This window comes from Providencia sp. PROV114, from assembly GCF_032704305.1.
Classification (GTDB): domain Bacteria; phylum Pseudomonadota; class Gammaproteobacteria; order Enterobacterales; family Enterobacteriaceae; genus Providencia; species Providencia rettgeri.
The window spans coordinates 1,256,728-1,282,841 of the sequence record NZ_CP120528.1; the positions used below are offsets into that span (position 1 = coordinate 1,256,728).

Consider the following 26,114-nt stretch of genomic DNA (forward strand, 5'->3'; position numbering starts at 1 on the left):
AAGTAGTTATGCTTGAGTTATAACTCATAAGATAAAATAACGATTCGAATTATATGTTAATAATTATCAATTGCAAATGATAGTTATTATCAACTTTGATGGGTATATGTTATTTACTATTAATGCATTGATTTTTAATAATATAATTTTAAAAATGAAAAAGGCTTGGTGAGTCACCAAGCCTTAATAAGATTAATTGTGTGATAAATCAGTTAAATATCATTCTCTATTTTATTATTTTGTCTGGCTCCTGCTTAAGTGTTGCTGTACAGCGTATTTGATAGAAGGGGATTGGTTGTTTTCGGTAAAACTCAACGCGACTGCGGCTTTTTCATGTCCATCCATTGCTAAAAAACTTTTGCTGATACCATTAATTTTATCTGTTGCTAAATTACCAGCTTTTAGATGTGAATTAATGGCTGCTTGGTTCGCTGCGGACATATTATTTTCATTAAAACTTAATGCAGTAGTGGCTTTTTCATGCGAATTCATCTGTGCAAAAGATTTCGTAATACCTTGGATACCATTAGGTGATAAATTAGCGGCTTTTGCATGGTTAGCAATAGCGATTTGGTTTGCATAAGCGGTATTATTTTCAATAAAACTGAGTGAAATAATGGCATTTTTATGGGTGGTTACGTCTGCTTGAGCACTTAAATTAAATACCAGAAAAAGTGCAGAAGAAATAAATAGTTTGTTCATCTGAATACCTTTAAATAACATTGCCTAAACTTTGGACAAAATAATGGATAACTTTATATAAATGAGTTCTAAAAAATGAAGGAATTTAATGTTTAACTTCTATTTACTGCACTCGAACTTAGGTCTGTTATTGATAGATAAACGCATCTAAGTAGTATTTTTATAAAGTTATCGTAGGACTAATCATTACGATGGCGTCAATATAGGTGATCATGTTCAATGATGAAATTGACATCTATGCATATGATGAGTGCATAAAACGCATTCATCATTTTGCAAAAAAAAAAGAGAGAATTATTTCGGCGTGTTTATCGTATTTATGATACATAAATAACACCGTATAGATAAGCTACACGGTGTTTGAATATTTAATTAAAATTAAGAACGTTTAACCGCTGTTTCTGAGACGCGTATTGCATTTTCTTTATTCGCAAACCAACGCTCACGTAAGATGTCATATACAAGATTAAACGCATAAGTATAAAATAAGAAAAAGGCAAAAAAGCCGATTTCAAGTAAGAATGCGTCTAAGAATGACATTTTAAGTAAAAACGCCAGCATTGGTACACCCATGATCACAAAGCTCAATTCAAATCCAACGGCGTGAAAAATGCGTACTTTGGCTGGGCGAGGCCCTTTGGATAAGGGCCAATAACGATCAAAGACCATGTTATAAAATAAGTTTAATAGCATTGCCAGTGTCGACAAGACAATAGCGACTGTTCCCATTTGGAAAATTGAGCGTCCTAAAAGCCACGCACTGACCGGTGCAGTTATCGCGATCGCGATGACTTCAAATGAAACTGCATGAAAAATTCGTTCAGTTAATGTTTTTGTATACTTGCTCATAACTACCTCAAAGATATGGAAAATTATTTTTTGGGTAAAAATCGGGTGCAATTATTTGCTTTTTTTTATATATATACAAAATGGCAGCCATCGGAAAAAGCGATACCTTATGAATTATTCTATAGAAACATTGCGTACCTTTGTGGAGGCGGCATCCCTAAGGTCATTCTCTGCTGCGGCTCGTAAATTAAATAAAAGCCAATCAACTGTGAGTACGACAATCAGTGGTTTTGAAGACGACTTGGGCTTTTTGTTATTCGATAGGCAGGGACGTGAATCAACATTAACTTTTGCAGGTAGAAAAGTTTTGAGTTTAGTTGAGGATATTTTATCGGCAGATGAGCGTCTTCAAGCGCTTCGAGTTGAACTGCTACCAGATATAGAACCAAGATTAAGCTGCGCTTTTTCAGATATTTATCAGCCCCCTCATGCTGAACATATTGTAACGACATTAGATAGACAATTTCCGCATCTTGAGTTCGAGTTTTTAATTGCAGAAAATAATGCCGTTATTGAAATGATCCAAAACCAACAGGCTCATGTTGGTATGATGGAATCTCGAACAGAATATCCTGCAGATATTTCTTTTTCTCGTTTACCTATTCAAGGTGAATTAGGTTTATATGTATTAAATAGCCATCCATTAGCTAAAGAGAAAAAAATTACTTATCAGCATTTAACTATGACACGCCAACTACGGCTAAGTAGTAGTAGCCAAATTATTATTAATAGTGAAAAGAACTGGTTTGCGCCTAATTATTTACTATTATTAGAAATGGCAGAACAAGGTGCAGGATGGGCAATATTACCGACATGGTTAGTTAAGCAATTTGGCCATAACCGTTTAGTGAGTATTAATTATGATTTATGGCCACGTAAAATTGATGTGGATTTAGTTTGGTCTAAGAATAATCCACCGGGAAAAGCGGGTTACTGGCTGATTAATAAATTACTTAATAGCTAAATTTAAGGAGATTAATTTTAAAATCAATGTGTTTGTGCTATATTTTATTTTGTAAAACAGTCTATATTAAATGTAATAAGATGTTATCTTGTAAATAAACGTAATATAATTTTTAAAGTTGGCTTTATATCGCTAATCTAAACTTAATCAAATTGTTGTTTGAGTTAATTTATTAGAGGATAAAAATGAAAAAATTATTAGTACCTACACTTTTTGCTGTTGTATCTACTATGTCATTTGCTGTTAATGCAGCGACAACTCCAGCAGCAAGCCAATCACAGAAAGCAGAACATAAATTAAATGCTTACGAAGAAATTATGGTAGGCAAAGTCTGGGTAACGACAGAAGCTTTAGATCAAGATAAAAAAGAAGTAAATGCAGAAGATAAACAAGTTGCAAACTTCTTTGGGGTTGCCGAATATTATCCAGACGGGACTTTTAATATGACCACGTTCGATGGCAAACCCAAAATGAAAGGTGACTGGTCATTTGATGAAAATGGCAAAAGCCGTTCATTAACAGCGAAAGATGATGACGGTAAAGTTTTATTTACTCGTGTTGTTGAAAATGTGACAGTAACACCTGAAGAATATACGTATCGTATTTATCCAGAGCAAGATAGCAAAGATAAGTACTTTGATATTGTCCATAAAGTTAAAAAATAACATTTAAACCAATGCCGCAGTCTAGATATAAAGCTCATTGATTGAGTAATTTATTCTGCGGCATTATTGCTCTATTGTAGCTTTATTTAAAACAGGTTTCTGCCCAGCGCGTTAGTCCAGCAGTAACGGAACCAAAATCATCTCCACGTATTATCGGAATATTAGGTAATTCTTGGCTAATTGCTTGGTGTAATATTGGTGAGCGAGCACTCCCACCTGTAACGTAAATCGCATCAGGTTTGACCCCACCTTGATTGACAGCCTCTTTAACTAATTCAATCATTTTACTTTTTGGTGATTCAATTGATTCCACCATTTGTTCATGTGGAATATTCACTTCTAGTTTTTCAGAAATTAATTTAATTTGAGCTAAATAACTGGAAGTGTCCGATAAAGCAATTTTAGCTTCTTCAGCTTTACGTACTAAGCTATAACCTAATGTTTCATTATAAACTTCTAACAATCGAGATATTATTTGAGGCTCTTTTGCATCTTGTTTTAAGCGTGTTAATGCAGTCAAATTTTGTCGTGAGTAAAATTCTTTTTGCGCTTCAACATTATTGATAGCAATCGGGTTCCAAAATTGTAGAAATGGCATTTTAATGCCCGATAAAGATTGGCTTTCCATCCCAAAAAGTGGCATCAATTGTTTTAATGCTAGGTAAATATCAAGGTCGTTTCCACCCACTCGTTGGCCACTATGTGCAAGTAAGGATTGTGTTCTGTCTTGTGCACCTCGATAAGTCGGTCCCATTTGAATTAATGAACAGTCTGTTGTTCCACCGCCAATATCAACGACTAAGATGATCTGGTCTTTACTTAATGTGGATTCATATTCAAGCCCGGCAGCAACAGGTTCGAACTGGAAAGCAATATGATTAAAACCTGCGCGTTTTGCCGCACGATAGAGTATGGATTCTGCTTGTTGATTTGAAAGTTCCCCGCCACGCCCATGAAAGTTAATTGGCCGGCCAATGACTGTGTCATCAATAACCTGCTGTAAAGAATGTTCTGCAGTATCCTTTATATTTTTCATCATCGCGCAGACAAGGTCTTCAAAAAAACTAATTTGAGTATCATGTAAGCCTGAAGCCCCTAAAAAAGATTTTGGGGATTTTACATAATAAACATCTCTAGGGTCGCTCAGATATAAATCTAAAGCAGCTTGCCCAAATACAATGTCCTCGGGTAGTAAATCGATCCCTTCATCACGGTTAAACGCGATAGATCTTTTTAAAATTTGTTGTCCGATTTCATTCGAGGGGGAGATTTTACAATGGCGAAATAAATACTCAGAAACTGATTCTCTTGTTGGCGCGCATAAGGTTGATGGAATATAAACGTTATCGCCTTCTAATGGTAATAGTGTGGGTATCCCGTTTTTCATGACTGCGACAGCACAGTTAGATGTACCGTAATCAAAACCAATAAACATTTCGCCTCCAAGAGTAACGACTTTGAAAAAAGGCAGAGACTTTATATCAAGCAGGAATGAATTACTATCGAAAAAATAGTTCGATGCGAAGGGAAAAATCCAAAAGTAGATAGCTTGAATTGATTGTATGTTGTCTAGATGCTCTGAAAGCACAGAGGCTCTATAACAAAATGCAAGCATTATTGAAAGATTGATTTATTGATGTTCATAAAAAGGGCGTAATTAATTTAGCTTAAGGTGGATAAATAAAAATACCTATCGATAATATTAAGGTTATTTAAAGCTATTTTTATTTAGAGTGTGGTTTGTGATGTAATATTTTATTTTTCCTCCTCTTTAACATTTTAATGTAATGTTAAAGAGGTTCTCGGAAATATCTTATTTAAACAGTTAGGTTTTATATATTTTTAACTATTACAATACTTATTCCAAATTACATTAAAATCATTATTAGGAAATTCTTTATCATCTCTATCAATTAATGGAATAGAAACAACATTACGGCCGTCATCATGAAGATAGGTTTTGACCACAAAACGTTTAAATGAATATGAGTTTTGGCTAGTGAAAATAAGCACTTCACCGCATACATAACCTAGCATACCATGGTCTAAGGTTTCTCTTATCTCATGATATTTAACATTTTTATACTCGGCCGTTTTGGGGAATGCTAAAAAATCCTCAACCGCTTTTTGAGATTTTTCTACAATATCTAAATCAGGTGTATAGTTACTTACAACGCCTCCTATAAAGGAAGCGCCTGCAATTAGGCCAACGACTAAAAATGAAAATATTTTATTTTTCATAGTGTTTATTTCTTATGTTATTATTTTTGAACCTCCCAATGAATGCCAAAATATAAAAATTGAATAAAAATTCATTGCCATAGGCTAACTTTTAATTGGTGATTTCACTTACGGAGATATACTTGGATTACATTTGGGATAATTAACGGTTACCAATCTAACATAAGATTATTTGAAGTAATATAGAAGGGAAACAATGGTAACCAATAAGAAACGAAAAATTACACATTTAAATAAATAGACATTTCATAAAAGGATACTTTATCACTATTGTGATAATTCAGTATGTATTAATCCCTAGAGTAACGAAAATATATAGAATAAGATTATTATTTTTTGTTCTTCATTATTTTTGCCATATGAATAGCTTCAATGAGTTGAGAACGATTAATACGAGAACTATTACTATCTAATAATTTTTGCCAAATATCAATTGCTTGTTCATAATTTGCATTCATAAAAGCATCTGAAGCGACTAGCATTAAAGCAGTAATTTCTTGTTTATCAAGGTTTAATGCTTTGTTGATTACCGCTCTGACATCTTCTGTTAGTTGTTGACCTGCTTGGTAATATAAAACGGTTGCAATAGCGGAGTATATCTGAGCATTTTCTCCTCCATATTTTAACGCTCTATGATAAGCAATTAATGCGTTATCATAACTATTTTGATAGAGATAGTATTCACCTAGAGTAGCCCAAAGCTCACTATTTTTAGGGGATTGGCGAATATCATCTTGCAAGCGTAATAAATCATTTTGTTCTTGCTGCAATGGTGTGAATGAGAGTAGAGGATCTGAAATACGTTGGTATTCCTGGTAGGCTAATTCAAACCGAGGCGAAAAAAAGTAACCAATAACAACTGACACCATTAATATGGCGAGTAATTTATTAATATGCCATTGCTTTGCAACTGATGGCGCTGTTACATCATCTGACAATAATTGCTCGAATACCTGCTGATGGTGAAAATTGTTCTCTAAAATCGGCTGTTTTTGTGAGCGATAAAATTTGAAAATGAAATAAAAAATGCCAACTAGAGCAATGCCCGGTAATCCCCAAAGCAGTGCGGTACCAATAGTCAAGGGAGGGTTATACAGCACGAAATCGCCATATCGCTCGGTCATATAATGCATGATTTGCGCTTTATCTTTCCCCTCTGCAACCATTTTAAAAACTTGGTGGCGCATACTTACTGCAGTGGGTGCATTGGATTCGAGTAAGTTTTGGTTTTGGCACTGCGGACAACGTAATTGTGAGGCTATTTGCAAAGAATATTCTTGTTCTTCAATAGAATTAAATTGCCACACATCAACAATCTGAGCATTGGATATAAAAGAGCAACATAGGAAAAATAGTGCTAATAGGGTTTTAAGCATTTTTTATCCTCCCTTTTATCCAGCTTATTAATAGGCCAAAACACATTACAAACGCACCGCTCCAAATCCATTGAATGCCATCTTGTACGTAAAGGCGTATTGCATAGCTATTTGTTCCCGTTTTCTCACCTAATACCGCATACCAATTACGTAGCCACCCCCAATATATACCGGGTTCAATCATTAATTGCTGGCGAGCAGTATAAAAGCGGCGCTCGGTGATTAGCTGGTGTAATGGTTGGTTAGCTTTGCTAATTTGTATAATGGCTTTTTCGGTAGTGTAATTAGATTTAGCTTCAAGTTGCAACTCGTTGAATTGAAATTGATAATCTGCGAGTGAGATAGATTGCCCAACAGAAAGACTAACACTGGTTTCATGGTGACTACCAATGGATAAGGCAATGCCAGCCGCAAAAATCACAACCCCTGTATGAGCGATAAGGGAAGGGAATTGTTGACGAATAGCATCGATGGGTCGTAGCCAAAAGATAAGTAAAATAGCAAATAAAAAACCACAAGAAAGAGCGATAATAATCCCTTTAGACCAAAGAGATAAGCTTACTAATACACTGAGAAGTATAATGAAAAGAATACGCCATTGGGCTTTAATCCGAGTTTTGTTAAGCGGATAAATGGCACTTACCGCCATTATGATTAGCATCAAAATACCAAATGGCAGTAATGCTTGGTTAAAATAAGGTGCCCCAACCGATATTTTTCCCCAACCAAATAACGTGTAAATCATCGGGTAAAGTGTGCCCGTCAGGACAATGAATAATACAGTAGAAAATAGGATTAAAGTGAGTAATAAATAAAGCTGACGGCGATTAGTTTTGGTTGGTAAATTATCAATGTTTTTAGCTTTCCAACCATATATACATAAAGCACCGAAACTCAGGAAACTGAATAGTAAAAAGAGGGGGACAGCCCTAACGTTATCTAAAGCAAACGCATGGACAGACATTAAAATACCTGAGCGTACAATCAACGTGCCCAATAGAGATAAAATAAACGTGAGGATCGCCAGTAATATTGACCAATGACGATAATGACCCGTTTTGTATGAAATGGTAAGGCTATGGAATAACGCAGTTGCACTTAGCCATGGTAACAGTGATGCATTTTCAACTGGGTCCCAAAACCACCATCCCCCCCAACCAAGTTCACTGTATGCCCACCATGAACCCAGTGTGATACCCAAAGTGAGTATGCACCAACTAGGAACGACAAAGCGCCAACAGAGCCTTGCAACAGTTTGGTTAAATTGCGTGCACAGCGTGGATGCAAGTGCCAAGGCGGTTACGACCATTAACCCGCTATAACCTAAATAAAGCAGTGGAGGGTGTAATATCAACCCCCAATGTTGCAGCATTGGATTGAGATCTCGCCCTTCAATAGCAGGAGGGAAAATGCGAACAAAGGGGTCCGAATAAAAGACGATAAACAGTAATAATGCGGTACTAATAATAGCGAGTAGGGTTAATGTGAGAGGAAATACGGGGTGAGTTTGCCGACGATAACACCATGCAAATAGGCAACTCCAAGCAGAGATAAACAGTAGCCAAAGAAATATTGAGCCTTCATGGCCTCCCCATACTGCGGCAATTTTAATATATAGCGGCGATAGCCGGTGGCTATGTTGCGCCACATACACGACTGAAAAATCACTTTGAATAAAGCTGAGAGTTAAACAAACATAGGCAACGAGCAAGAAAAGAAACTGTAAGTAGGTCCAAAGAATATTCCGAGGCATTTGCCTCGGAATATGGCGGAAGAAACCAATAACTCCAAACAATGCTTGGAAACAGGCAATACAGAGTGCCAATGCGAGGCAGAGAAAGCCAATTTCTGGGAGTATTAGTTCCAATGATTACCCTTATTTTTGAGTGAGTTATGCGACGGTCAACTGCCCTGCGTATAACACAAAGAAGCGTAAGCAGAAGACACCCAGTAAGCTTGCACCACTGATAATCAATACTCTTGCTGCACCTTGTCCTTTATCCATCCATTTTTTGAATAGCAGAGGAATAATAAAACCACACCCGACAACGCCAATCCAAAACCACCAAGTCCAGAAACCACCGCCTAATGCGGCAATTAATGAACGAATTTTCCCGTCATCCCCTAACGCTAGCCCGACAAAAAAGGCTGCTAATAGGAATATCTCGAGCCAAATAACAAAGCCTTCGATACGGTGTAAAAATGCGGTTTCGTCGTTATGGATATTTTTACGGTAGCGTAATGCTATTGCCATTAATGATACCGCGATACCTGACGATATTCCTGAAAATAGGAATAAAGCTGGTAATAATGGATTGTTTAAGAATGGATAAGATTTTAATGCTGAAAGTAAAAATCCGGTATAAGCCCCAAGCAAAACAGCCAAGACTAGCATTACAATATCCAGAGAACGCATCGCACGATTTAGCAGGGTTAATATTCTTGGGATAAGCGTAAACTTAGGCAGCCATTTTTGCTGTAAAACCATGAGCTCTTTTTCATAAATTTTAGCAAGCCAAATAACAAGTACAGCCATATACACTTGGAATAACATTACCCCCATCGACATCACCGAAGTTGGGCTGTAATGAAACATTAATTTCCAGAATGTCCATGGACGCGTCAAATGGAGAATTAAGATCAATAACCCAAAGATGATTGTTGTCGGAGCTAAAATCAGTGTTGTGCGCATGAGAGTGCTATCACTGCCAGCCGCAGTGGGATAATACTGGCGCATAAGTACCGCAAGTACCACGAGCCCAGCTGAAATACCAATTAAGAATAAGTAAACGGCAATGGGCCAGTCCCACACTAAGGATTCAAAATGGAAAGCAGAAGCTGTTGTCATTGGCTAACCTCCCCATATTTGAACGGGACTCGATACATTTTGGGGTGAGTACCGAGTGCAATCTTGAATCGATAAGTCGGTTTTTCTTTTAGCATCAACGAAATATCGCTCTTAGGATCATCTAAATTACCAAAGGTTAATGCTTTGGTCGGGCAAGACTCGACACAAGCTGGTTGCTTACCCTTTTTTAGATTCGTTTTACGACAAAAATCACATTTATCCGCAGTTTTATTGATAGGGTGAATGAATCTGACACGATAAGGGCAGGCAGCAATACAGTATTGGCAGCCGACACATAAGTCAGGGTTTACATCAACAATCCCCGTTGTTTTGTCGATAAAAGAGGCACCAGTAGGGCAAACATCAACACAAGGCGCACTTTCACAATGTTGACAGGAATGGCGAAAAAAACGGTATTTAACATCAGGAAATTGGCCTATGGGCTCACTACGGATGATGGTTAACCGTGAAACACCTTCCGGTACTTGGTTAACCTCTCGGCACGCATCCATACACGCCGTACAGCCGATGCACAGATTTTCATCGTGCACCATGCCGTAGCGAACGCCATCTATTTTCATGGTGTTAGCTAGCGTATGGCTAGCAACCCCTCCTACCGCCGCCAGTGCTCCTGTGTAGATAATGAATTGACGACGAGAACAACTCATGGCTGCTCCTTACGCAATTTCACCGCTGCTGGATTGAAATCAGGGTTATTGCGTTGATCTGAGTGACAGTCGACACATATTTTTACTTTGCCCTTATCAGTCAGTACCTTCATCGTATCTTGTTTCGGATGAAGGTCATGGCAACTGGCACAGGCCACTTTGGTGACGTGGACATCATGAGGCCAGAACGCTTTTTGTAGTTGCTCTGGTAAGTGACATGACAGACAGACACTGTTTTGTTGTTCAACGTTATACATTGGGTTGTTAAAGCGCATGACATCTTTGACGCCTTCACGGTGATCAGGCCCTGGGTTACCGTGGCAGTTGGTACAAGTCACGGGTAAATTATTGTTAGGGTTAATCACTTCTGCGTGAGTGCCATGCATGCCTTCTTGGTCTGGTTTATGACAGTCTAAGCAGGCGCTGTCAGCACTGCGTTGCTGCGTGACAACCCAACGGCCTTCTGCATTTTCTTGTGCCATTTGTGGGGTTGCGGATGCGGCTGTTGCCCATAATAAGCCTGTTGCCAGCACCCCAGCAGTTAATAACGAACGTAGTACGCTCATATTCACTCCATTGGTTGTATTGCCCCATTATTTGGGGCAAATCATGGTTATTTGGCTAATAGGTCATTTTTACGAGCTTGGTCATCCCATTGCGGAACGACAGTTTTTAAGAACTCTTGTTTCTCCGCATTGATTTTTTGCATATCTAAACCAATGGCTTGTTGTGCTTTTTCCTTGGTTGAAATATCTGGAATGGCAATTTCATGGGTGATGCCTTTAGAGCCTAACAGGCGAGCGAGTTTGGTACGTGCATCTGCCGCTTTATCCATCGAACCACCTAACATACGTAGGCCTTCATCTGGTGCGTGCATATGAATACCGTGGGAGGCGATAGCTAAATCCCAGCGCCATTGTGCATGGCGAATATCGGTTAAAATTGGTTTCATTTCATCTTCTGTTGCGCCTGCATCCCATGCGGCTTTCGCTTCAAAGTGAGCGCGAACCAATTGGTCTTCCGCTTTGATTTTCATCTCTTGGATAGCGACTTTACGTTCAGCAACCACATCTTGCAGTTGTTGTTTGCTTTGGGTATGGCAAGTGCTACAGGTTTGTTCGAAATTGTCGAATGGATTACCAATTTTATGGCTGGTATACAGTTCGCCTTTTTCGTTTTGCAGTTTTGGCATATGGCAATCAATACAGGTCACGTTATTTTTGCCATGAATACCCGCACTCCAAGTTTCATATTCTGGGTGTTGGGCTTTTAGCATTGGAGCTTTCGACAGTGAGTTGGTCCAGTCAGAGAAACCAATGTTGTCGTAGTAGACTTCCATATCTTCCACTTTGGTGCCGTTATCCCATGGGAATTTCACGGCTTTTTTATCACCAGAGAAATAATATTCTACGTGGCATTGGCCACACACCATGGACTGTTGGTCGAACCGGCTGGCTTTATCAAACGGTTTGCCAATCGCTTCCATTGCACGCTCTGCATAAGGGCGAGAAAGTGTTAGCTCTGGTTTACCTTTTGCAAAATCCTCTGAGTCGGTTTTATGGCAATCTGCGCAACCTAAGACATTCACCACTTCTGGGCCACCTTTTGCCCACTTACCTTCGAAATAGCCATCTTCGCCATGTTCTTGGATAAGCCTAGCCACATCGGGACTTTTACAGCTCCAACATGCCATCGGAAGCGGGCCATCTTGGGCATCTTTCGGAGCACCAGTTCGTAAGGTTTCACGGACGTCGATGATGGCATAGGCGTGACCACGAGGTTTGTTGTAGTCGCGTGAGAATGGGTATCCAGCCCAGAGAACGACTAAGCGAGGGTCTTCCGCTAATGCGTCTTCTCGGTTTGATTGCTCGGATGTTGCTCGCCAAGAGTGGTATTGATCAGGGTGAGCAGCTTCGAAAGTTTCATTTCGAGCGTTGATGGTAGATGTACTATCTTTAGTCGGAGTTTGAGCATGAACAGAGGTAAAGAGAAATATTCCTGCAACCAGACTCAATAAGCATAGTGCATTATTTCTTATGTTTGCCATAAAAAGGGCCTCGAGTAATTTTAGCCAGTCATCCCTTCATTTTTCGAGTTGTTGTTGTAATGTGACCTGTGACTCGAACTATTTTGGGTATCTTTTTGTTATTTAGGTTTGATAGCAAGCTTTCATCTGCTACCAAGACATTGCCAATTTATATGTGTAACAAAAAACCACACTAAAAATATTGTTTTTGATCAAAAGATAATTTGTAATAAGGAAATAGAATGTGAGGAAATAATAAAAAATAGGTATTATTGAAATTGATATAGTTATTTTTCTGTAGTTTTAAACTGTTACTTTTAATAATTAATTAGTAATGATTCTTATTTTGATATTTGGCGTTATCTGATTTTATTTTATTGATTTTAAAATAATTTTTTTATTTTAAATATTTGAGTGCTGTTTTTAAAATAAAGTTAGAAATGAAAGTTGTTTAATATCAAAAAAAATACAGATATTTTTTTGCTAAATGACATTGCACATACCACTTTAGTAGTAGTTTTGAGCTGGAATTATAATTTAAAAAATTAAAACTTGAGTTTAAATTAATAATACATATTAAAAAAATGTTAATAAATAATTAAAAAGGCCTACTTGGTTATCATTTTGGTGCTACTTTTAGCTAATGGTGAGTAAATAACGTAAATGTTGTCATTTCTAGTCGTATACGGGTAATTACCTCTTTTACCCACTTGGTAGTATGTATTTTTATAACCTCTATCGTTAATATTTCTCATAAATACACATATAAAAAATGCGGTTTATCAATACGTTTTAGTTTTTTTGTTGGCAATGTAAAGGAAAAAAACATGGTTGATCTCACCCGTCGGGGAGTATTAACTGGTGCGTGGCGTAGTGCAGCCCCAGTGGTTCGGCCGCCATGGAGTGGTAGTGAAACGCAATTTATCGAATTGTGTACCCGTTGCAATGCCTGTGTTGAAAGTTGCGAAACGGCAATTATCCAACCAGGAGCAGGGGGCTACCCTGTTGTTGATTTTAAGCGTGGTGAATGTACATTTTGCTATGCATGTGCAACAGCATGTCCAGAACCTATTTTCCTACCAAAACATTCCCAACCTTGGGATATCTCAATTTCGATTGGCCAAAATTGTCTTGCTTATCTTTCGATTGAATGTCGTCGTTGCCAAGACAGTTGTGAGCCTGAAGTCATCTCTTTTCGTCCGTCAATGGCCGGTATATACCAGCCAAAAGTAGAAACACCAGGTTGTACAGGCTGTGGTGCTTGCGTCGCAGGTTGCCCAGTTTCAGCCATTACCGTGGAGCATGAACATGCACAGTAACTATCAAGTGTGCAGTTTAATAGTACAAGTAAAAAGTGAGCGACTGTCTACTGTGGCCGAAGAAATTAATCAACTTTCCCATTGTGAAGTGGCGCTAAGCGCCCCGGAAAACGGAAAACTGATTGTGGTTGTTGAAGGGCAAGGTAGTAGAACGTTGTTAGATACTATTGATTTAGTACGCGATATTGACGGCGTACTAGATGTTTCGCTGGTTTACCATCAGCAGGAAGAGCAAGGTGAGGAAGATTATGAAACTCAGTCGTCGTAGCTTTATGAAAGCCAATGCGATAGCGGCCGCTGCTGCGGCGGCCGGTATTGGCGCACCGAGCATTGCGAAAGCAGTGGTTGGTCAACAAGAAAGTATTAAATGGGACAAAGCCCCTTGTCGTTTTTGTGGTACAGGCTGTGGGGTACTGGTGGGCACTCAAAATGGTCGTATTGTGGCCAGCCAAGGTGACCCAGAAGCCCCTGTAAACCGTGGTCTAAACTGTATCAAAGGGTATTTCTTACCAAAAATTATGTACGGAAAAGACCGTTTAACGCAGCCAATGTTGCGTATGAAAGACGGCGAATATGACAAAAATGGGGAGTTCACACCGATTACGTGGGAGCAAGCCTTTGATGTTATGGAAGAAAAAGTCAAAACCACATTAAAAGAAAAAGGTCCTGAAGGGATTGGTATGTTCGGTTCGGGCCAGTGGACAGTTTGGGAAGGCTATGCGGCATCAAAACTGTTCAAAGGTGGTTTCCGTTCTAATAACTTAGACCCTAATGCACGCCACTGTATGGCTTCTGCGGTAGTGGGCTTCATGCGTACTTTCGGTATGGATGAACCAATGGGTTGTTATGATGACATTGAACATGCTGACGCGTTTGTCCTTTGGGGTTCAAACATGGCAGAAATGCACCCAATCTTGTGGTCTCGTATCACCAACCGTCGTCTGTCTAACCCTGACGTGCGTGTTGCGGTGTTATCGACTTTCAAACATCGTAGCTTTGAATTAGCGGATAACGGCATCGTCTTTACACCACAATCTGACTTGGTGATCCTGAACTATATTGCAAACTATATCATTCAAAATAACGCAGTTAATCAGGAATTCCTCGATAAACACGTGAATTTACGTCGTGGTGCAACAGATATCGGTTATGGATTACGCCCAACTCACCCACTCGAACAAAATGCGAAAAATGCAGGTTCTGATGCGTCTGAGCCAATGACATGGGACGAGTATAAAGCCTTTGTTGCAGAATATACGTTAGACAAAACCGCAGAAATGACCGGGGTTCCAAAAGATCAGTTAGAAGAACTCGCTAAACTTTACGCAGACCCTAAAACGAAAGTGGTTTCTTATTGGACCATGGGCTTTAACCAGCACACTCGCGGTGTTTGGGCGAATAACTTAGCGTATAACTTGCACTTACTGACAGGAAAAATTTCTCAACCGGGTTGTGGGCCGTTCTCATTAACAGGCCAGCCATCAGCGTGTGGTACTGCTCGTGAAGTCGGTACGTTCTCACACCGTTTACCTGCGGACATGGTGGTTACCAATGAAAAACACCGTGAAAAAGTAGAAGGTGTGTGGGGGTTACCTGCTGGGACGATCCCTGAAAAAGTGGGTTTGCACGCTGTTGCCCAAGACCGTGCTTTAAAAGACGGTAAATTGAATTTCTACTGGGTAATGTGTAACAACAACATGCAAGCGGGCCCGAATATCAACCAAGAGCGTATGCCTGGTTGGCGCGACCCACGTAACTTTATCGTGGTATCTGACCCATACCCAACGGTCAGCGCATTGGCTGCCGACTTAATTTTACCGACAGCCATGTGGGTAGAAAAAGAAGGGGCTTACGGTAATGCGGAACGTCGTACCCAATTTTGGCGCCAGCAAGTTAAGGCACCAGGCGAAGCAAAATCTGACTTAATGCAGATGGTACTGTTTTCTAAACGCTTTACAACGGATGAAGTGTGGCCTGAAGAGTTACTCGCGAAAAAACCTGAATTACGCGGTAAAACCCTATATGACGTGTTATTCGCTAACCAAGCTGTAACGAAGTTCCCTGTGAGCGAGTTAGCAGAAGACCAACTTAATGATGAGTCTCGTGAATTAGGTTTTTACTTACAAAAAGGGCTGTTCGAGGAATACGCTGGCTTTGGTCGCGGTCATGGTCATGATTTGGCTGATTTTGATGACTACCACAAAGCGCGCGGTATCCGTTGGCCAGTGGTTGATGGCAAAGAAACTCAGTGGCGTTATAGCGAAGGAAATGACCCTTACGTTAAGGCTGGCGCGGGTTATCAATTCTACGGTAAACCAGATGGTAAAGCGGTGATTTTTGCTCTGCCATTTGAGCCTGCTGCGGAATCGCCAGATAAAGAATATGACTTATGGTTATCAACAGGCCGTGTATTAGAACATTGGCATACCGGTAGTATGACACGCCGTGTTCCTGAACTGCACCGTGCTTTCCCTGAATCTCTTGTGTTTATACATCCAATCGATGCGAAAGAGAGAGGTTTACGCCGTGGTGATAAAGTCAAAGTGGTTTCACGCCGTGGTGATGTGACCACGATTGTCGAAACACGTGGCCGTAATAGACCACCAAAAGGCTTAGTTTACATGGCGTTCTTCGATGCTGCGCAGCTAGTGAATAACTTAACACTGGATGCAACCGATCCGCTTTCAAAAGAAACGGATTACAAAAAATGTGCCGTTAAACTGGAAAAGGTGTAATTGCTCATGCCCCAGAAAGCTAAGTCTCAACAGGCTAAGTCCCAGAATAGTCGTCGTCGCTTTTTACGCGATGTCGCCCGTACTGCGGGTGGGTTGGCGGCTGTTGGTGTGGTGCTGGGGCTTCAGCAACAAACTTCCCGTGCGAGTGGCGTTAAGCTTCGTCCGCCGGGAGCCCTTGATGAAAAAGCATTTGCCAGTGCATGTGTCCGCTGTGGACAATGCGTTCAAGCCTGCCCGTATGACATGTTGAAATTAGCGACATTGGCATCCGGTTTGGCTTCTGGAACGCCATACTTCATCGCCCGAGAAAATCCGTGTGAAATGTGTGAGGACATTCCTTGCGCCAAGGTTTGCCCAAGTGGTGCATTGGATAAAGACATTGAGTCGATTAACGATGCACGCATGGGGTTAGCCGTTTTACTCGATCAGGAAAACTGCCTGAACTTTCAAGGGCTAAGGTGTGATGTATGTTACCGCGTATGTCCACTGATTGATGAAGCCATCACATTGGAACTTGAACAAAACCACCGAACAGGTAAGCACGCGCGCTTCTTACCCACCGTCAATAGCAACTACTGCACGGGATGCGGTAAATGTGAACAGGCATGTGTATTGGAAGAGGCAGCTATCAAGGTATTACCAAGGTCGCTGGCGAAAGGTGAGTTAGGACACCATTACCGCTTTGGTTGGCTGGAGGGTAACAATGGCGAATCGTAAACGTGATGCCGGACGTGAAGCTCAGGCAAAAAAAGGCTGGTGGCAGAGCCACAAATGGTTGGTGTTTAGACGTATAAGCCAATTGCTGGTGTTAGCGATGTTCTTGAGTGGGCCATGGTTTGGGGTATGGATTTTACATGGTAACTACAGCAGTAGCTTATTGTTAGACACCGTACCTTTGACTGACCCATTAATCACCTTAGAGAGCTTAGCAAGTGGTTACTTACCGGGGATCTCAGCATTAGTTGGGGCTGTTATCGTATTCGGGGTTTATGCACTGCTGGGTAAGCGCATTTTCTGTAGTTGGGTCTGTCCTGTAAACCCAGTGACGGATGCGGCGGCGTGGTTAAGACTTAAATTTGATTTTAACCAATCCGCAACAATACCGCGCAATATTCGCTATGTATTGCTGGTCGTGATCCTGATCGGTTCTGCTATTACAGGTACCTTACTTTGGGAATGGCTTAATCCAGTTTCATTAATGGGGCGCAGTTTAATTTTTGGTTTTGGCAGCGGTGCATTGGTTTTAGTTGCACTGTTTTTATTCGATTTATTAGTTGTGGAACATGGTTGGTGCGGTCACCTTTGCCCATTAGGTGCGCTATATGGCGTGGCAGGGTGCAAGGGCGCATTGGTTGTTACAGCGGAAAATAAAGAAAACTGTAGCCGTTGTATGGACTGTTTCCACATTTGTCCGGAGCCGCAAGTTCTGCGCGCACCGGTCCTAGATAAACAAGCTCCAGCGCAGATATCCGATAAAGATTGCATCACTTGCGGTCGTTGCATCGATGTTTGTTCTGAGGATGTTTTTAAAATAACACTAAGATGGAGTTCGGGAGCAAAATCATGAAAAATCCTGTCCTGAAAAAGACGATCAGCCGTTGGGTGGCTGGAATGGCCTTTGTTGTAAGCAGTCTTGTTTGGGCTGCTAATGGTGTAGACCTGACCCAATCACCAGAAGTATCCGGTACGTCAGAAGGAAGCATTCATATTCCGAAAGAGCAAGAAAGAATGGCATTAAACTATGTGAATCAACCACCAATGATCCCTCATAGTGTTGAAGGTTATCAAATTACCACCAATACTAATCGTTGCTTGCAATGCCATGGTGTGGAAAATTACCGCACGACAGGGGCACCAAGAGTCAGCCCAACGCACTTTATGGATGCAACAGGCAAAGTCCTTGGCGAAGTTGCACCAAATCGCTACTTCTGTTTACAGTGCCACGTGCCTCAGTCAGACACAGCACCGATTGTTGATAACACATTTACCCCATCCAAAGGTTTTGGGAAATAAGGGGGAATTATGTCAAATAACAATGATAAGCAAACAAATGATGACAAGCCGAAGAAAAAGGGCTTGTTTGGGTTAATCGGCCGAGTATGGCGCTGGTGGCGTAGGCCAAGCCGATTAGCATTAGGAACCTTATTGCTGATTGGTTTCGTGAGTGGTGTTATTTTCTGGGGCGGCTTCAATACCGGTATGGAAATGGCCAATACGGAAGAGTTCTGTATTAGCTGCCATGAAATGCGTGAGAATGTCTATGAAGAATATATGGATACTATTCACTATACTAACCGTAGTGGTGTCCGCGCAACTTGCCCTGATTGTCACGTACCGCATGAGTTTGGTCCCAAAATGGTGCGTAAAATTCAAGCGAGTAAAGAGTTATACGGAAAAATTTTTGGCATCATTGATACGCCACAAAAATTTGAAGACCATCGGTTAGCGATGGCGCAAAGTGAGTGGCGACGAATGAAAAATAACGACTCACAAGAGTGTCGTAACTGCCATAACTTTGAGTATATGGACTTTACAGCACAAAAAGGAGTTGCAGCCAAAATGCATGACCAAGCCATCACGGATGGTAAAACCTGCATTGACTGCCATAAAGGGATCGCCCATAAGTTGCCGGACATGCGTGAAGTTGAACCTGGCTTTTAATTCAAGGTAATCATTTTATGATGAGTTACATCGATGAATTATAAGTAATGATCAATAAATAGGCTGGTTATGCGTTTGAGTATGATCAGCCTAAGTTATATTTGTGTTAAATCAATATATTTGCTTTTTTAATGTGTATTGTATGATGCTGTCACGCAGCATTTACTAACAATATAATAAATCAGGGTAATTAAACTATGTGGAAAAAGCTTCATCAACTAGCCATCCCAGTCAACCTTTATCGGTTATGTGGGCGTCTAATACCGTGGTTTATTATATTGAGTGTAATTTGTTTAGCGGTGGGATGGATTTGGGGATTTGGTTTTGCGCCAACCGATAAAGTTCAAAGCCAAAGCTATCGTATTATGTATATTCATGTTCCTGCCGCAATGTGGTCGATGGGAATTTATGCCACGATGGCCATTACTGCTTTTGTTGGGCTAGTCTGGCAAATGAAAGTCTCGGAATTGGCGATAGCGGCGATGGCACCAATAGGGGCGGTATTTACCTTTATTGCATTAGTTACAGGTGCGACATGGGGTAAACCAATGTGGGGTGCATGGTGGGTATGGGATGCACGTTTAACCTCTGAATTAATTCTATTTTTTCTGTATGTGGGGATTATTGCTTTATGGCATGCGTTTGATGACCGTCGCACCGCAGGAAAGGCCGCTGCAATTTTAGTATTAATTGGTGTGATTAACTTACCTATCATTCATTATTCAGTTGAATGGTGGCAAACCTTGCACCAACCTTCGACTCGCATGCAAGAAAGCATCAACCCTGCTATGCGTACACCACTTCGTTTAGCTATCCTTGGTTACCTATTTCTTTTTATCTCATTAACGTTAATCCGTTTACGTAGCCAATTATTGATGTTAGAACGTAACCGTCCATGGGTATTAGATATTGTGAATAAAAAAGGACGTCAATCATGACTAGCGCATTTGCATCTTGGAGTGAATTTTGGGCGATGGGCGGCTATGGTTTTTATGTATGGCTGGCGGTTGCGCTGACATTAATACCTATTTTGTTACTCTGTTTGCATACGTATATACAAAGAAAAATGATAATAAATGCAATTATTCAACAGCAAGCTCGTGAAGTCAGGCAAAAAGCAGCAAGAGCGCGTAGGGAGGGAGTGTGAATATTCGTCGTCGTAACCGACTTTGGCTGATCTGTTCCATATTGGTTGGTGTGGGGCTAACCCTCGCATTAATTCTCTATGCATTACGCTCAAGCATTGACTTGTTTTATACCCCCGGTGAAATCATTTATGGTAAGCGAGAAACTCAGCAAATCCCTGAAGTTGGGCAACGCTTACGTGTCGGTGGCATGGTCATGCCAGGTAGTGTAGTACGTGATTCTGACCCTGTCTCTAACGCTGTCAATATCACTTTCACTGTTTATGATGCCGAAGGTGAGGTTAACGTAAGTTATCATGGAATTTTGCCCGACTTATTCAAAGAAGGGCAAGGTGTCGTTGTTCAAGGGGAATTACAAGAGAATAATCATATTTTAGCGAAAGAAGTGCTTGCGAAACATGATGAAAACTATACGCCACCAGAGGTTGAAAAAGCGATGCAAGAAAACCATCGCAGGCCAGCTGCTGCCTATAAGGACAATGCATCATGATCCCTGAAATTGGTAGCGTTTTACTGTGCTTGGCATTAGGTCTTGCCGTTTTGCTGTCTTTCTACCCGCTATGGGGAGTGGCGCGCAATGATGCACGCTTAATGGCTTCATCACGTCCATTAGCATGGTTACTTTTTCTTTGTGTAACAGGGGCATTCCTAGTATTAGTGAATGCCTTTGTTGTTAATGATTTCTCAGTCACTTATGTTGCCAATAACTCTAATACGCAATTACCTATTTGGTATCGTGTTGCGGCAACATGGGGAGCTCACGAAGGCTCATTATTACTTTGGGTATTATTAATGAGTGGCTGGACATTTGCGGTGGCAATTTGCAGTTATCGCATGCCTCTCGATATTGTTGCTCGTGTTTTAGCTGTTATGGGGATGGTTAGCGTTGGTTTTTTGCTGTTTATCATCTTCACTTCAAATCCGTTTTCGCGCACGCTACCCGCCTTTCCGATTGAAGGGCGTGACCTCAATCCATTACTGCAAGATCCAGGGCTGATTTTCCACCCACCATTGTTATACATGGGATATGTCGGTTTTTCAGTGGCATTCGCCTTTGCGATTGCTGCATTGTTAAGTGGCCGGTTAGATAGCTCTTTCACGCGTTTTGCTCGCCCTTGGACGATGGCAGCATGGTTCTTTTTAACGCTAGGGATCATGTTAGGTTCCGCATGGGCTTATTATGAATTAGGTTGGGGGGGCTGGTGGTTCTGGGACCCGGTGGAAAATGCTTCCTTTATGCCATGGTTAGTGGGAACAGCATTGATCCACTCACTCTCCGTGACTGAGCAGCGAGCCACTTTTAAAGCATGGTCACTATTATTGTCGATTTTTGCTTTCTCATTGTGTTTGCTCGGGACTTTCTTAGTCCGCTCGGGGGTACTGGTTTCCGTACACGCCTTCGCCTCAGACCCATCTCGAGGGTTATTCATCTTAGCCTTCATGGTGTTAGTGATTGGCGGCTCTTTATTAGTGTTTGCACTGCGTGGGCACAAAGTACGCTCAAGAGTTAACAATGCGCTATGGTCCCGTGAATCCATGTTATTGGGCAATAACGTTATCCTAACAGCCGCGATGTTAGTCGTGTTACTCGGTACTTTGCTACCGTTGGTTCATAAACAAATTGGTCTAGGTACGATTTCCATTGGTGAACCGTTCTTTAATACCATGTTTATCGCGTTGATGGTGCCATTTGCCTTGTTACTGGGAATTGGGCCACTCGTACGTTGGGGGCGTGACCGCCCTGCGGCGATTAAAAAGTTATTAATCATTGCAACTGTTTTAACCGTTATTCTCTCATTTGCTCTGCCATTATTGATGGAAGATAGGGTAGAAGCCCTAACGGTTGTCGGCTTAATGATGGCGTGCTGGATTGCTATTCTTGCCTTCGCAGAAATGCGAGTCCGCATCAGTAAGAAAATCAAGCTCACACCAAGTTACTGGGGAATGGTACTGGCGCACTTAGGTTTGGCGGTAACTATCGTCGGTATTGCCTTTAGCCAAAATTACAGTATTGAGCGTGACGTGAAAATGAAGCCGGGTGATAGCATTTCAATTCGTGCTTATACCTTTGTATTTAATGGAGTACGAGAAGCTGATGGCCCTAACTACCAAGGTGTCATTGGCAGTATTTCAGTGAAGGAAAAAGACAAAGTCATCGGTGTTTTAATGCCAGAAAAACGTTTTTATAGTGTTAGTCGAGCTGTTATGACTGAAGCGGCGATAGATGGTGGTTTTACTCGCGATTTATATGCTGCATTGGGTGAGGAAATTGCTAAAGATACATGGACTATGCGCTTGTATTATAAACCGTTTGTTCGTTGGATCTGGTCTGGTGGCGTATTAATGGCTATTGGTGCGTTATTCTGCTTGTTTGACCCACGTTATCGTCGCCGTAAATTACAAGGGGAAACAGCATGAACCGCAAAGTCTTCTTAATTCCTTTTATTATTTTTGCAGGAATTGCCGCGGTTCTGTTATGGCAATTGATGCGTAATGCAGAAGGGGATGACCCTCGTTTATTAGAATCTGCTTTAATTGGTAAGCCAGTGCCTGTTTTTCGTCTTGAGTCATTAGAAAACCCGGGGCAGCACTACGAATCTGATGTATTAACACAAGGGCAACCTATCTTATTGAATGTTTGGGCAACATGGTGCCCAACATGCCGAGCAGAACATCAATATTTGAATAAGTTGTCTGCACAGGGTGTTCGTGTGGTTGGGTTGAACTATAAAGATAAACGGGATAAAGCCATTGTGTGGTTGCGTGAGTTGGGCAACCCTTATGCCTTAAGCTTATTTGATGGTGAAGGGATGTTAGGCCTTGACCTAGGGGTATATGGGGCACCTGAAACGTTCTTAATTGATGGTAATGGTGTGATCCGTTATCGTCACGCAGGGGCAATGGACGAGCGCGTTTGGGAAAAAGAGTTTAAACCCCTTTGGGAGCGCTATAATCAGGAGGCGAACCAATGAGGTATTTACTGGGTTTATTGATGTTAACGTTAAGTGCAACGGTGACATATGCATCGACAGAAGTCTTTACTTTCGATAATGAACAACAAGAGCAGCAATTCCGTAAATTAACCGAGGAACTGCGCTGTCCTAAATGCCAAAACAACAGCATTGCAGATTCTAACTCAATGATTGCACTGGACTTGCGCCAAAAAGTGTATGAGTTAATGAAAGAAGGCAAGAACCGTGATGAAATTGTTGATTACATGGTTGCCCGTTATGGTTACTTCGTCACTTATAACCCACCGCTGACACCGCTAACGGTTATGCTGTGGGGATTACCGTTTGTTGCGATAGCGGTAGGCGGTTGGATCATTTTTGCCCGTTCTAAAAAACGCGTTAGATTAAAACAGGTTGAGCAGGGTGATGAAGAATCATTACCTGAGGCTTCTCGCACTAGCAATTGGGTTTATTTACCCGGTTTTATCATTGCATTAGGTGTTGCGGGTGGTGCTTATTATCAGGTAGGTAGCTACGAGAAAGTGGCGGATTGGAATAATGCCTACCAACAAGCTCCGGCCTTGCTAGATAGAGCGCTAGACCCGTCAGAGCCGCCACTTAATAATGCGGAAATGGAACACCTCGCCTTAGGTCTACGTACTCGCCTTCAAGAAGACCCGCAAAATGTAGAAGCGTGGGAAATGCTAGGCCGTATTGGTATGGTGTTGGGGAATGCGACCATGGCAACCGATGCCTATGGCCGTGCTTATCGCCTAGCACCTAAAAATGAAAATGTAGTGATGGGCTATGCGGAAGTTTTGACGCGCTCTTCTGACCCAGAAGATAACCGTCAAGGTGCGGAACTACTTAAAAAGCTGATTGCAGAAGACCGTACCAATGTGAAAGCGTTGAGCATTTTTGCATTCAATGCGTTTGAGCAAGAACGCTACGCTGAAGCCATTTCTGCTTGGCAAATGATGTTAAAACTACTGCCAGAGAATGACCAACGTCGCCCTATCATCGAGCGCAGTGTTGAACAAGCACTGATGATGGTACACGAAAAGAAAGGGTTGCCAGCGAAAGCGGAATAGTTAACGGCAGTCAATTACTATGACCAAAAGGGAGCAACCGCTCCCTTTTGAGGTTGTTGACAAAGCGGGATAAAAGCGTGGTTTTTCCCGCTTTGTGTTATCAGCCGAAAATCAATGAGTTGATTTTCCTAATGTATTTTCAAAACCAATTAGACTTGCTGCCAAACATAATAGGTTTGGCAGCAAGTCTAAAAAGGGAGCAATCGCTCCCTTTTGTTTATCTGGTGAATAATCCATTTACTCAAATTGTGATCCTTCTCTCAACCTATCATTATTTTACCCATAATAGATTATAGCGATTAATCAGGGTTATTTTATCTTATTTAATTAATGAAGATATAAATATAACTTATTAATTTAACTTTGTTTTATTTTAAAGTTTTTATATTTATGAAATATATAATAAATAATCCGAATTATTATATTTACTTATGTACTTCCTTCTTAGTCTAAATTCCATAAAGTAAACTAATCAATTCTTATATTATTTTGATAATAATAGAAGATTTACCTTTAGTTATTCTTTTTTGGTTTTTTTTGTTTTTACTTTTATGCTTTTTGCTTTTTTTTGCTTTGCAGGGAGAACCTATGAGTACAATCACATTAATGTAACAAGGTATAAATTAGAGTAAATGCCATGAGGTAAAATGGCATGAAAGCAGAACGACATAAGAAAATAATTAATATTTTAAAAAATACTGGATCAGCCAAAGTTTCTGTTTTATCGAAAGAACTTAATGTCACTAAAGAAACCATTAGAGCAGATTTAAACTCTTTAGCAAAAAAAGGAATTATTAGCCGTTGCCATGGTGGCGCATACATCGAATTTGAAACACTAGATAAAGTTGCTAAAAAAGAAATAATTCAATTTCTTGAGTGCAATGAAAGTTTTAATGAAAGAACAGATAAGGATGATGCCGTGTTAGGTAAAGTATGTGTATTAGGTTCATTTAACGTAGATATGATTAGTTACTTACCTCGGTTACCAGAGGCAGGCGAATCATTATTATCAAATAAATTTATTTTTTCTCCTGGTGGTAAAGGGTGTAACCAAGCATTAGCAGCGAGTTATTCAGATTCACCTGTCCACTTTATTACGAAGATAGGAACAGATCAATTTAGTGAATATGCAATAAACTTCATATCGTCATCTAAAATTAAAACTTCGACCATATACCAAACTGAAAAATATCAAACGGGTACAGCATCTATATTTGTATCTGAAAATAGTGGAGAAAATATTATTTCAATATATCCAGGTTCTAATATGGATATTACTGCTGACGAAGTGAAGATTCAAAAAGATAAAATTGTAAACTCAAATATTATTCTTCTTCAGTTAGAAACGAATATTGAAGCGTTAAAGGAAATTATTGAGATTGGTAATGAATATAAAATTCCAATTATTTTAAATCCTGCGCCGTATAACGACATCGTTAATGAATTAATTGAAAAGATTGATATTTTAACCCCTAACGAAACTGAAGCAAGTCTGCTTTCTAATATTAATGTTATTGATTTAGAAAGTGCTAAAAAAGCGGCTGAAGTTATCTATCACAAAGGTGTAAAAAAAGTAGTTATTACACTCGGAAGCAAAGGCTCTATTGCATTTGATGGTAATAAGTTCATTTATTCCCCGGCTTACACTGCTGTTGTTAAGAATACGGCGGGTGCCGGCGATGCATTCAATGGGGCTCTTGCTGCATCTTTGGCGAAAGGTAAACAGTTTTCTTACGCCTTGCGCTATGCATCGGCGTTTTCATCCCTTGCTGTTGAAACAAGTAATGCTTCAGAAATGCCTGAAGATATAAATGTTATGCATCGTATTAATCAAACAACCTATTCTCAGGTTGTGACTCAATCCCCTGAATAA

26 protein-coding genes are annotated in these 26,114 nt (G+C 40.5%); 16 read left to right on the forward strand and 10 right to left on the reverse strand.

The window, feature by feature from the left end; genetic code table 11:
- Positions 1-234 precede the first annotated feature (234 nt).
- Together P3L37_RS05385 and P3L37_RS05390 are read right to left on the reverse strand one after the other, a co-directional pair.
- On the reverse strand, positions 235-702 hold the full coding sequence (locus P3L37_RS05385) for a hypothetical protein (protein WP_109912722.1): 468 nt from the start codon (positions 700-702) through the stop codon (positions 235-237).
- Positions 703-1,080: 378 nt separating this feature from the next.
- Positions 1,081-1,551 carry a multidrug/biocide efflux PACE transporter gene (locus P3L37_RS05390; RefSeq protein WP_109912721.1) on the reverse strand — a complete coding sequence of 157 codons (471 nt, stop codon included), beginning with the start codon at positions 1,549-1,551 and terminating at the stop codon, positions 1,081-1,083.
- A gap of 109 nt (positions 1,552-1,660) precedes the next feature.
- Here P3L37_RS05390 and P3L37_RS05395 point away from each other — a divergent pair, with 109 nt between their 5' ends.
- Together P3L37_RS05395 and P3L37_RS05400 are read left to right on the forward strand one after the other, a co-directional pair.
- Positions 1,661-2,515: a LysR family transcriptional regulator gene (locus P3L37_RS05395; RefSeq protein ID WP_109912720.1), complete on the forward strand. Its 855-nt coding sequence runs from the start codon at positions 1,661-1,663 to the stop codon at positions 2,513-2,515.
- Between the two features lie 185 nt (positions 2,516-2,700).
- Complete coding sequence (locus tag P3L37_RS05400) at positions 2,701-3,180, forward strand: DUF4822 domain-containing protein (RefSeq protein ID WP_004913390.1); 480 nt, start codon at positions 2,701-2,703, stop codon at positions 3,178-3,180.
- 82 nt (positions 3,181-3,262) lie between these two features.
- On the opposite strand, the gene yegD is transcribed toward P3L37_RS05400, so the two are convergent.
- The 8 genes from yegD to nrfA all read right to left on the reverse strand — a co-directional run bounded on the left by yegD (position 3,263) and on the right by nrfA (position 12,360).
- The gene (yegD, locus tag P3L37_RS05405; protein ID WP_109912719.1) at positions 3,263-4,615 is read right to left on the reverse strand and encodes a molecular chaperone; all 1,353 of its coding nucleotides are present in this window, start codon (positions 4,613-4,615) and stop codon (positions 3,263-3,265) included.
- A gap of 407 nt (positions 4,616-5,022) precedes the next feature.
- Positions 5,023-5,421 (reverse strand): hypothetical protein, encoded by a 399-nt coding sequence (locus tag P3L37_RS05410; RefSeq protein ID WP_110732116.1) that lies wholly within the window; start codon positions 5,419-5,421, stop codon positions 5,023-5,025.
- A 329-nt stretch (positions 5,422-5,750) separates the two neighbouring features.
- Positions 5,751-6,797 carry a heme lyase NrfEFG subunit NrfF gene (gene nrfF / locus P3L37_RS05415; RefSeq protein WP_109912718.1) on the reverse strand — a complete coding sequence of 349 codons (1,047 nt, stop codon included), beginning with the start codon at positions 6,795-6,797 and terminating at the stop codon, positions 5,751-5,753.
- Positions 6,790-8,664: a heme lyase CcmF/NrfE family subunit gene (locus P3L37_RS05420; protein ID WP_004913376.1), complete on the reverse strand. Its 1,875-nt coding sequence runs from the start codon at positions 8,662-8,664 to the stop codon at positions 6,790-6,792. Before P3L37_RS05420 ends, nrfF begins: the two co-directional genes overlap by 8 nt.
- Before the next feature lie 24 nt (positions 8,665-8,688).
- On the reverse strand, positions 8,689-9,645 hold the full coding sequence (nrfD, locus tag P3L37_RS05425; RefSeq protein WP_004913373.1) for a cytochrome c nitrite reductase subunit NrfD: 957 nt from the start codon (positions 9,643-9,645) through the stop codon (positions 8,689-8,691).
- The gene (nrfC, locus tag P3L37_RS05430) at positions 9,642-10,313 is read right to left on the reverse strand and encodes a cytochrome c nitrite reductase Fe-S protein (protein ID WP_004913371.1); all 672 of its coding nucleotides are present in this window, start codon (positions 10,311-10,313) and stop codon (positions 9,642-9,644) included. Before nrfC ends, nrfD begins: the two co-directional genes overlap by 4 nt.
- Positions 10,310-10,879: a cytochrome c nitrite reductase pentaheme subunit gene (nrfB, locus tag P3L37_RS05435; RefSeq protein WP_004913368.1), complete on the reverse strand. Its 570-nt coding sequence runs from the start codon at positions 10,877-10,879 to the stop codon at positions 10,310-10,312. Before nrfB ends, nrfC begins: the two co-directional genes overlap by 4 nt.
- Positions 10,880-10,926: 47 nt before the next feature.
- Positions 10,927-12,360: an ammonia-forming nitrite reductase cytochrome c552 subunit gene (gene nrfA, locus P3L37_RS05440; RefSeq protein ID WP_109912716.1), complete on the reverse strand. Its 1,434-nt coding sequence runs from the start codon at positions 12,358-12,360 to the stop codon at positions 10,927-10,929.
- Between the two features lie 806 nt (positions 12,361-13,166).
- Here nrfA and napF point away from each other — a divergent pair.
- The 14 genes from napF to P3L37_RS05510 all read left to right on the forward strand — a co-directional run bounded on the left by napF (position 13,167) and on the right by P3L37_RS05510 (position 26,114).
- On the forward strand, positions 13,167-13,658 hold the full coding sequence (gene napF / locus P3L37_RS05445; RefSeq protein WP_004262238.1) for a ferredoxin-type protein NapF: 492 nt from the start codon (positions 13,167-13,169) through the stop codon (positions 13,656-13,658).
- Positions 13,648-13,926: a chaperone NapD gene (gene napD, locus P3L37_RS05450; RefSeq protein ID WP_004913364.1), complete on the forward strand. Its 279-nt coding sequence runs from the start codon at positions 13,648-13,650 to the stop codon at positions 13,924-13,926. The genes napF and napD overlap by 11 nt, the downstream gene beginning before the upstream one ends.
- Positions 13,907-16,393: a nitrate reductase catalytic subunit NapA gene (napA, locus tag P3L37_RS05455; RefSeq protein ID WP_004913361.1), complete on the forward strand. Its 2,487-nt coding sequence runs from the start codon at positions 13,907-13,909 to the stop codon at positions 16,391-16,393. The genes napD and napA overlap by 20 nt, the downstream gene beginning before the upstream one ends.
- Before the next feature lie 6 nt (positions 16,394-16,399).
- Positions 16,400-17,110, forward strand: a complete 711-nt coding sequence (gene napG, locus P3L37_RS05460; protein WP_004262231.1) for a ferredoxin-type protein NapG — start codon at positions 16,400-16,402, stop codon at positions 17,108-17,110.
- The gene (gene napH, locus P3L37_RS05465) at positions 17,097-17,960 is read left to right on the forward strand and encodes a quinol dehydrogenase ferredoxin subunit NapH (protein WP_272667430.1); all 864 of its coding nucleotides are present in this window, start codon (positions 17,097-17,099) and stop codon (positions 17,958-17,960) included. Before napG ends, napH begins: the two co-directional genes overlap by 14 nt.
- Positions 17,957-18,406 (forward strand): nitrate reductase cytochrome c-type subunit, encoded by a 450-nt coding sequence (gene napB, locus P3L37_RS05470; protein WP_004913351.1) that lies wholly within the window; start codon positions 17,957-17,959, stop codon positions 18,404-18,406. The genes napH and napB overlap by 4 nt, the downstream gene beginning before the upstream one ends.
- Before the next feature lie 9 nt (positions 18,407-18,415).
- On the forward strand, positions 18,416-19,054 hold the full coding sequence (gene napC, locus P3L37_RS05475; protein ID WP_109912715.1) for a cytochrome c-type protein NapC: 639 nt from the start codon (positions 18,416-18,418) through the stop codon (positions 19,052-19,054).
- Between the two features lie 197 nt (positions 19,055-19,251).
- Positions 19,252-19,992: a heme ABC transporter permease gene (locus P3L37_RS05480; protein WP_004913347.1), complete on the forward strand. Its 741-nt coding sequence runs from the start codon at positions 19,252-19,254 to the stop codon at positions 19,990-19,992.
- A complete protein-coding gene (gene ccmD / locus P3L37_RS05485; protein WP_004262214.1) occupies positions 19,989-20,201 on the forward strand; it encodes a heme exporter protein CcmD in 213 nt (70 codons plus the stop codon). Before P3L37_RS05480 ends, ccmD begins: the two co-directional genes overlap by 4 nt.
- A complete protein-coding gene (gene ccmE / locus P3L37_RS05490; RefSeq protein WP_004913345.1) occupies positions 20,198-20,689 on the forward strand; it encodes a cytochrome c maturation protein CcmE in 492 nt (163 codons plus the stop codon). The genes ccmD and ccmE overlap by 4 nt, the downstream gene beginning before the upstream one ends.
- Entirely contained in the window at positions 20,686-22,617 is a 1,932-nt protein-coding gene (locus P3L37_RS05495) for a heme lyase CcmF/NrfE family subunit (RefSeq protein WP_004913344.1), read from the forward strand. Before ccmE ends, P3L37_RS05495 begins: the two co-directional genes overlap by 4 nt.
- Positions 22,614-23,171 carry a thiol:disulfide interchange protein DsbE gene (gene dsbE / locus P3L37_RS05500; protein WP_004262204.1) on the forward strand — a complete coding sequence of 186 codons (558 nt, stop codon included), beginning with the start codon at positions 22,614-22,616 and terminating at the stop codon, positions 23,169-23,171. The genes P3L37_RS05495 and dsbE overlap by 4 nt, the downstream gene beginning before the upstream one ends.
- A complete protein-coding gene (locus P3L37_RS05505; RefSeq protein ID WP_109912714.1) occupies positions 23,168-24,241 on the forward strand; it encodes a cytochrome c-type biogenesis protein CcmH in 1,074 nt (357 codons plus the stop codon). The genes dsbE and P3L37_RS05505 overlap by 4 nt, the downstream gene beginning before the upstream one ends.
- A 652-nt stretch (positions 24,242-24,893) precedes the next feature.
- The gene (locus tag P3L37_RS05510) at positions 24,894-26,114 is read left to right on the forward strand and encodes a PfkB family carbohydrate kinase (protein ID WP_109912713.1); all 1,221 of its coding nucleotides are present in this window, start codon (positions 24,894-24,896) and stop codon (positions 26,112-26,114) included.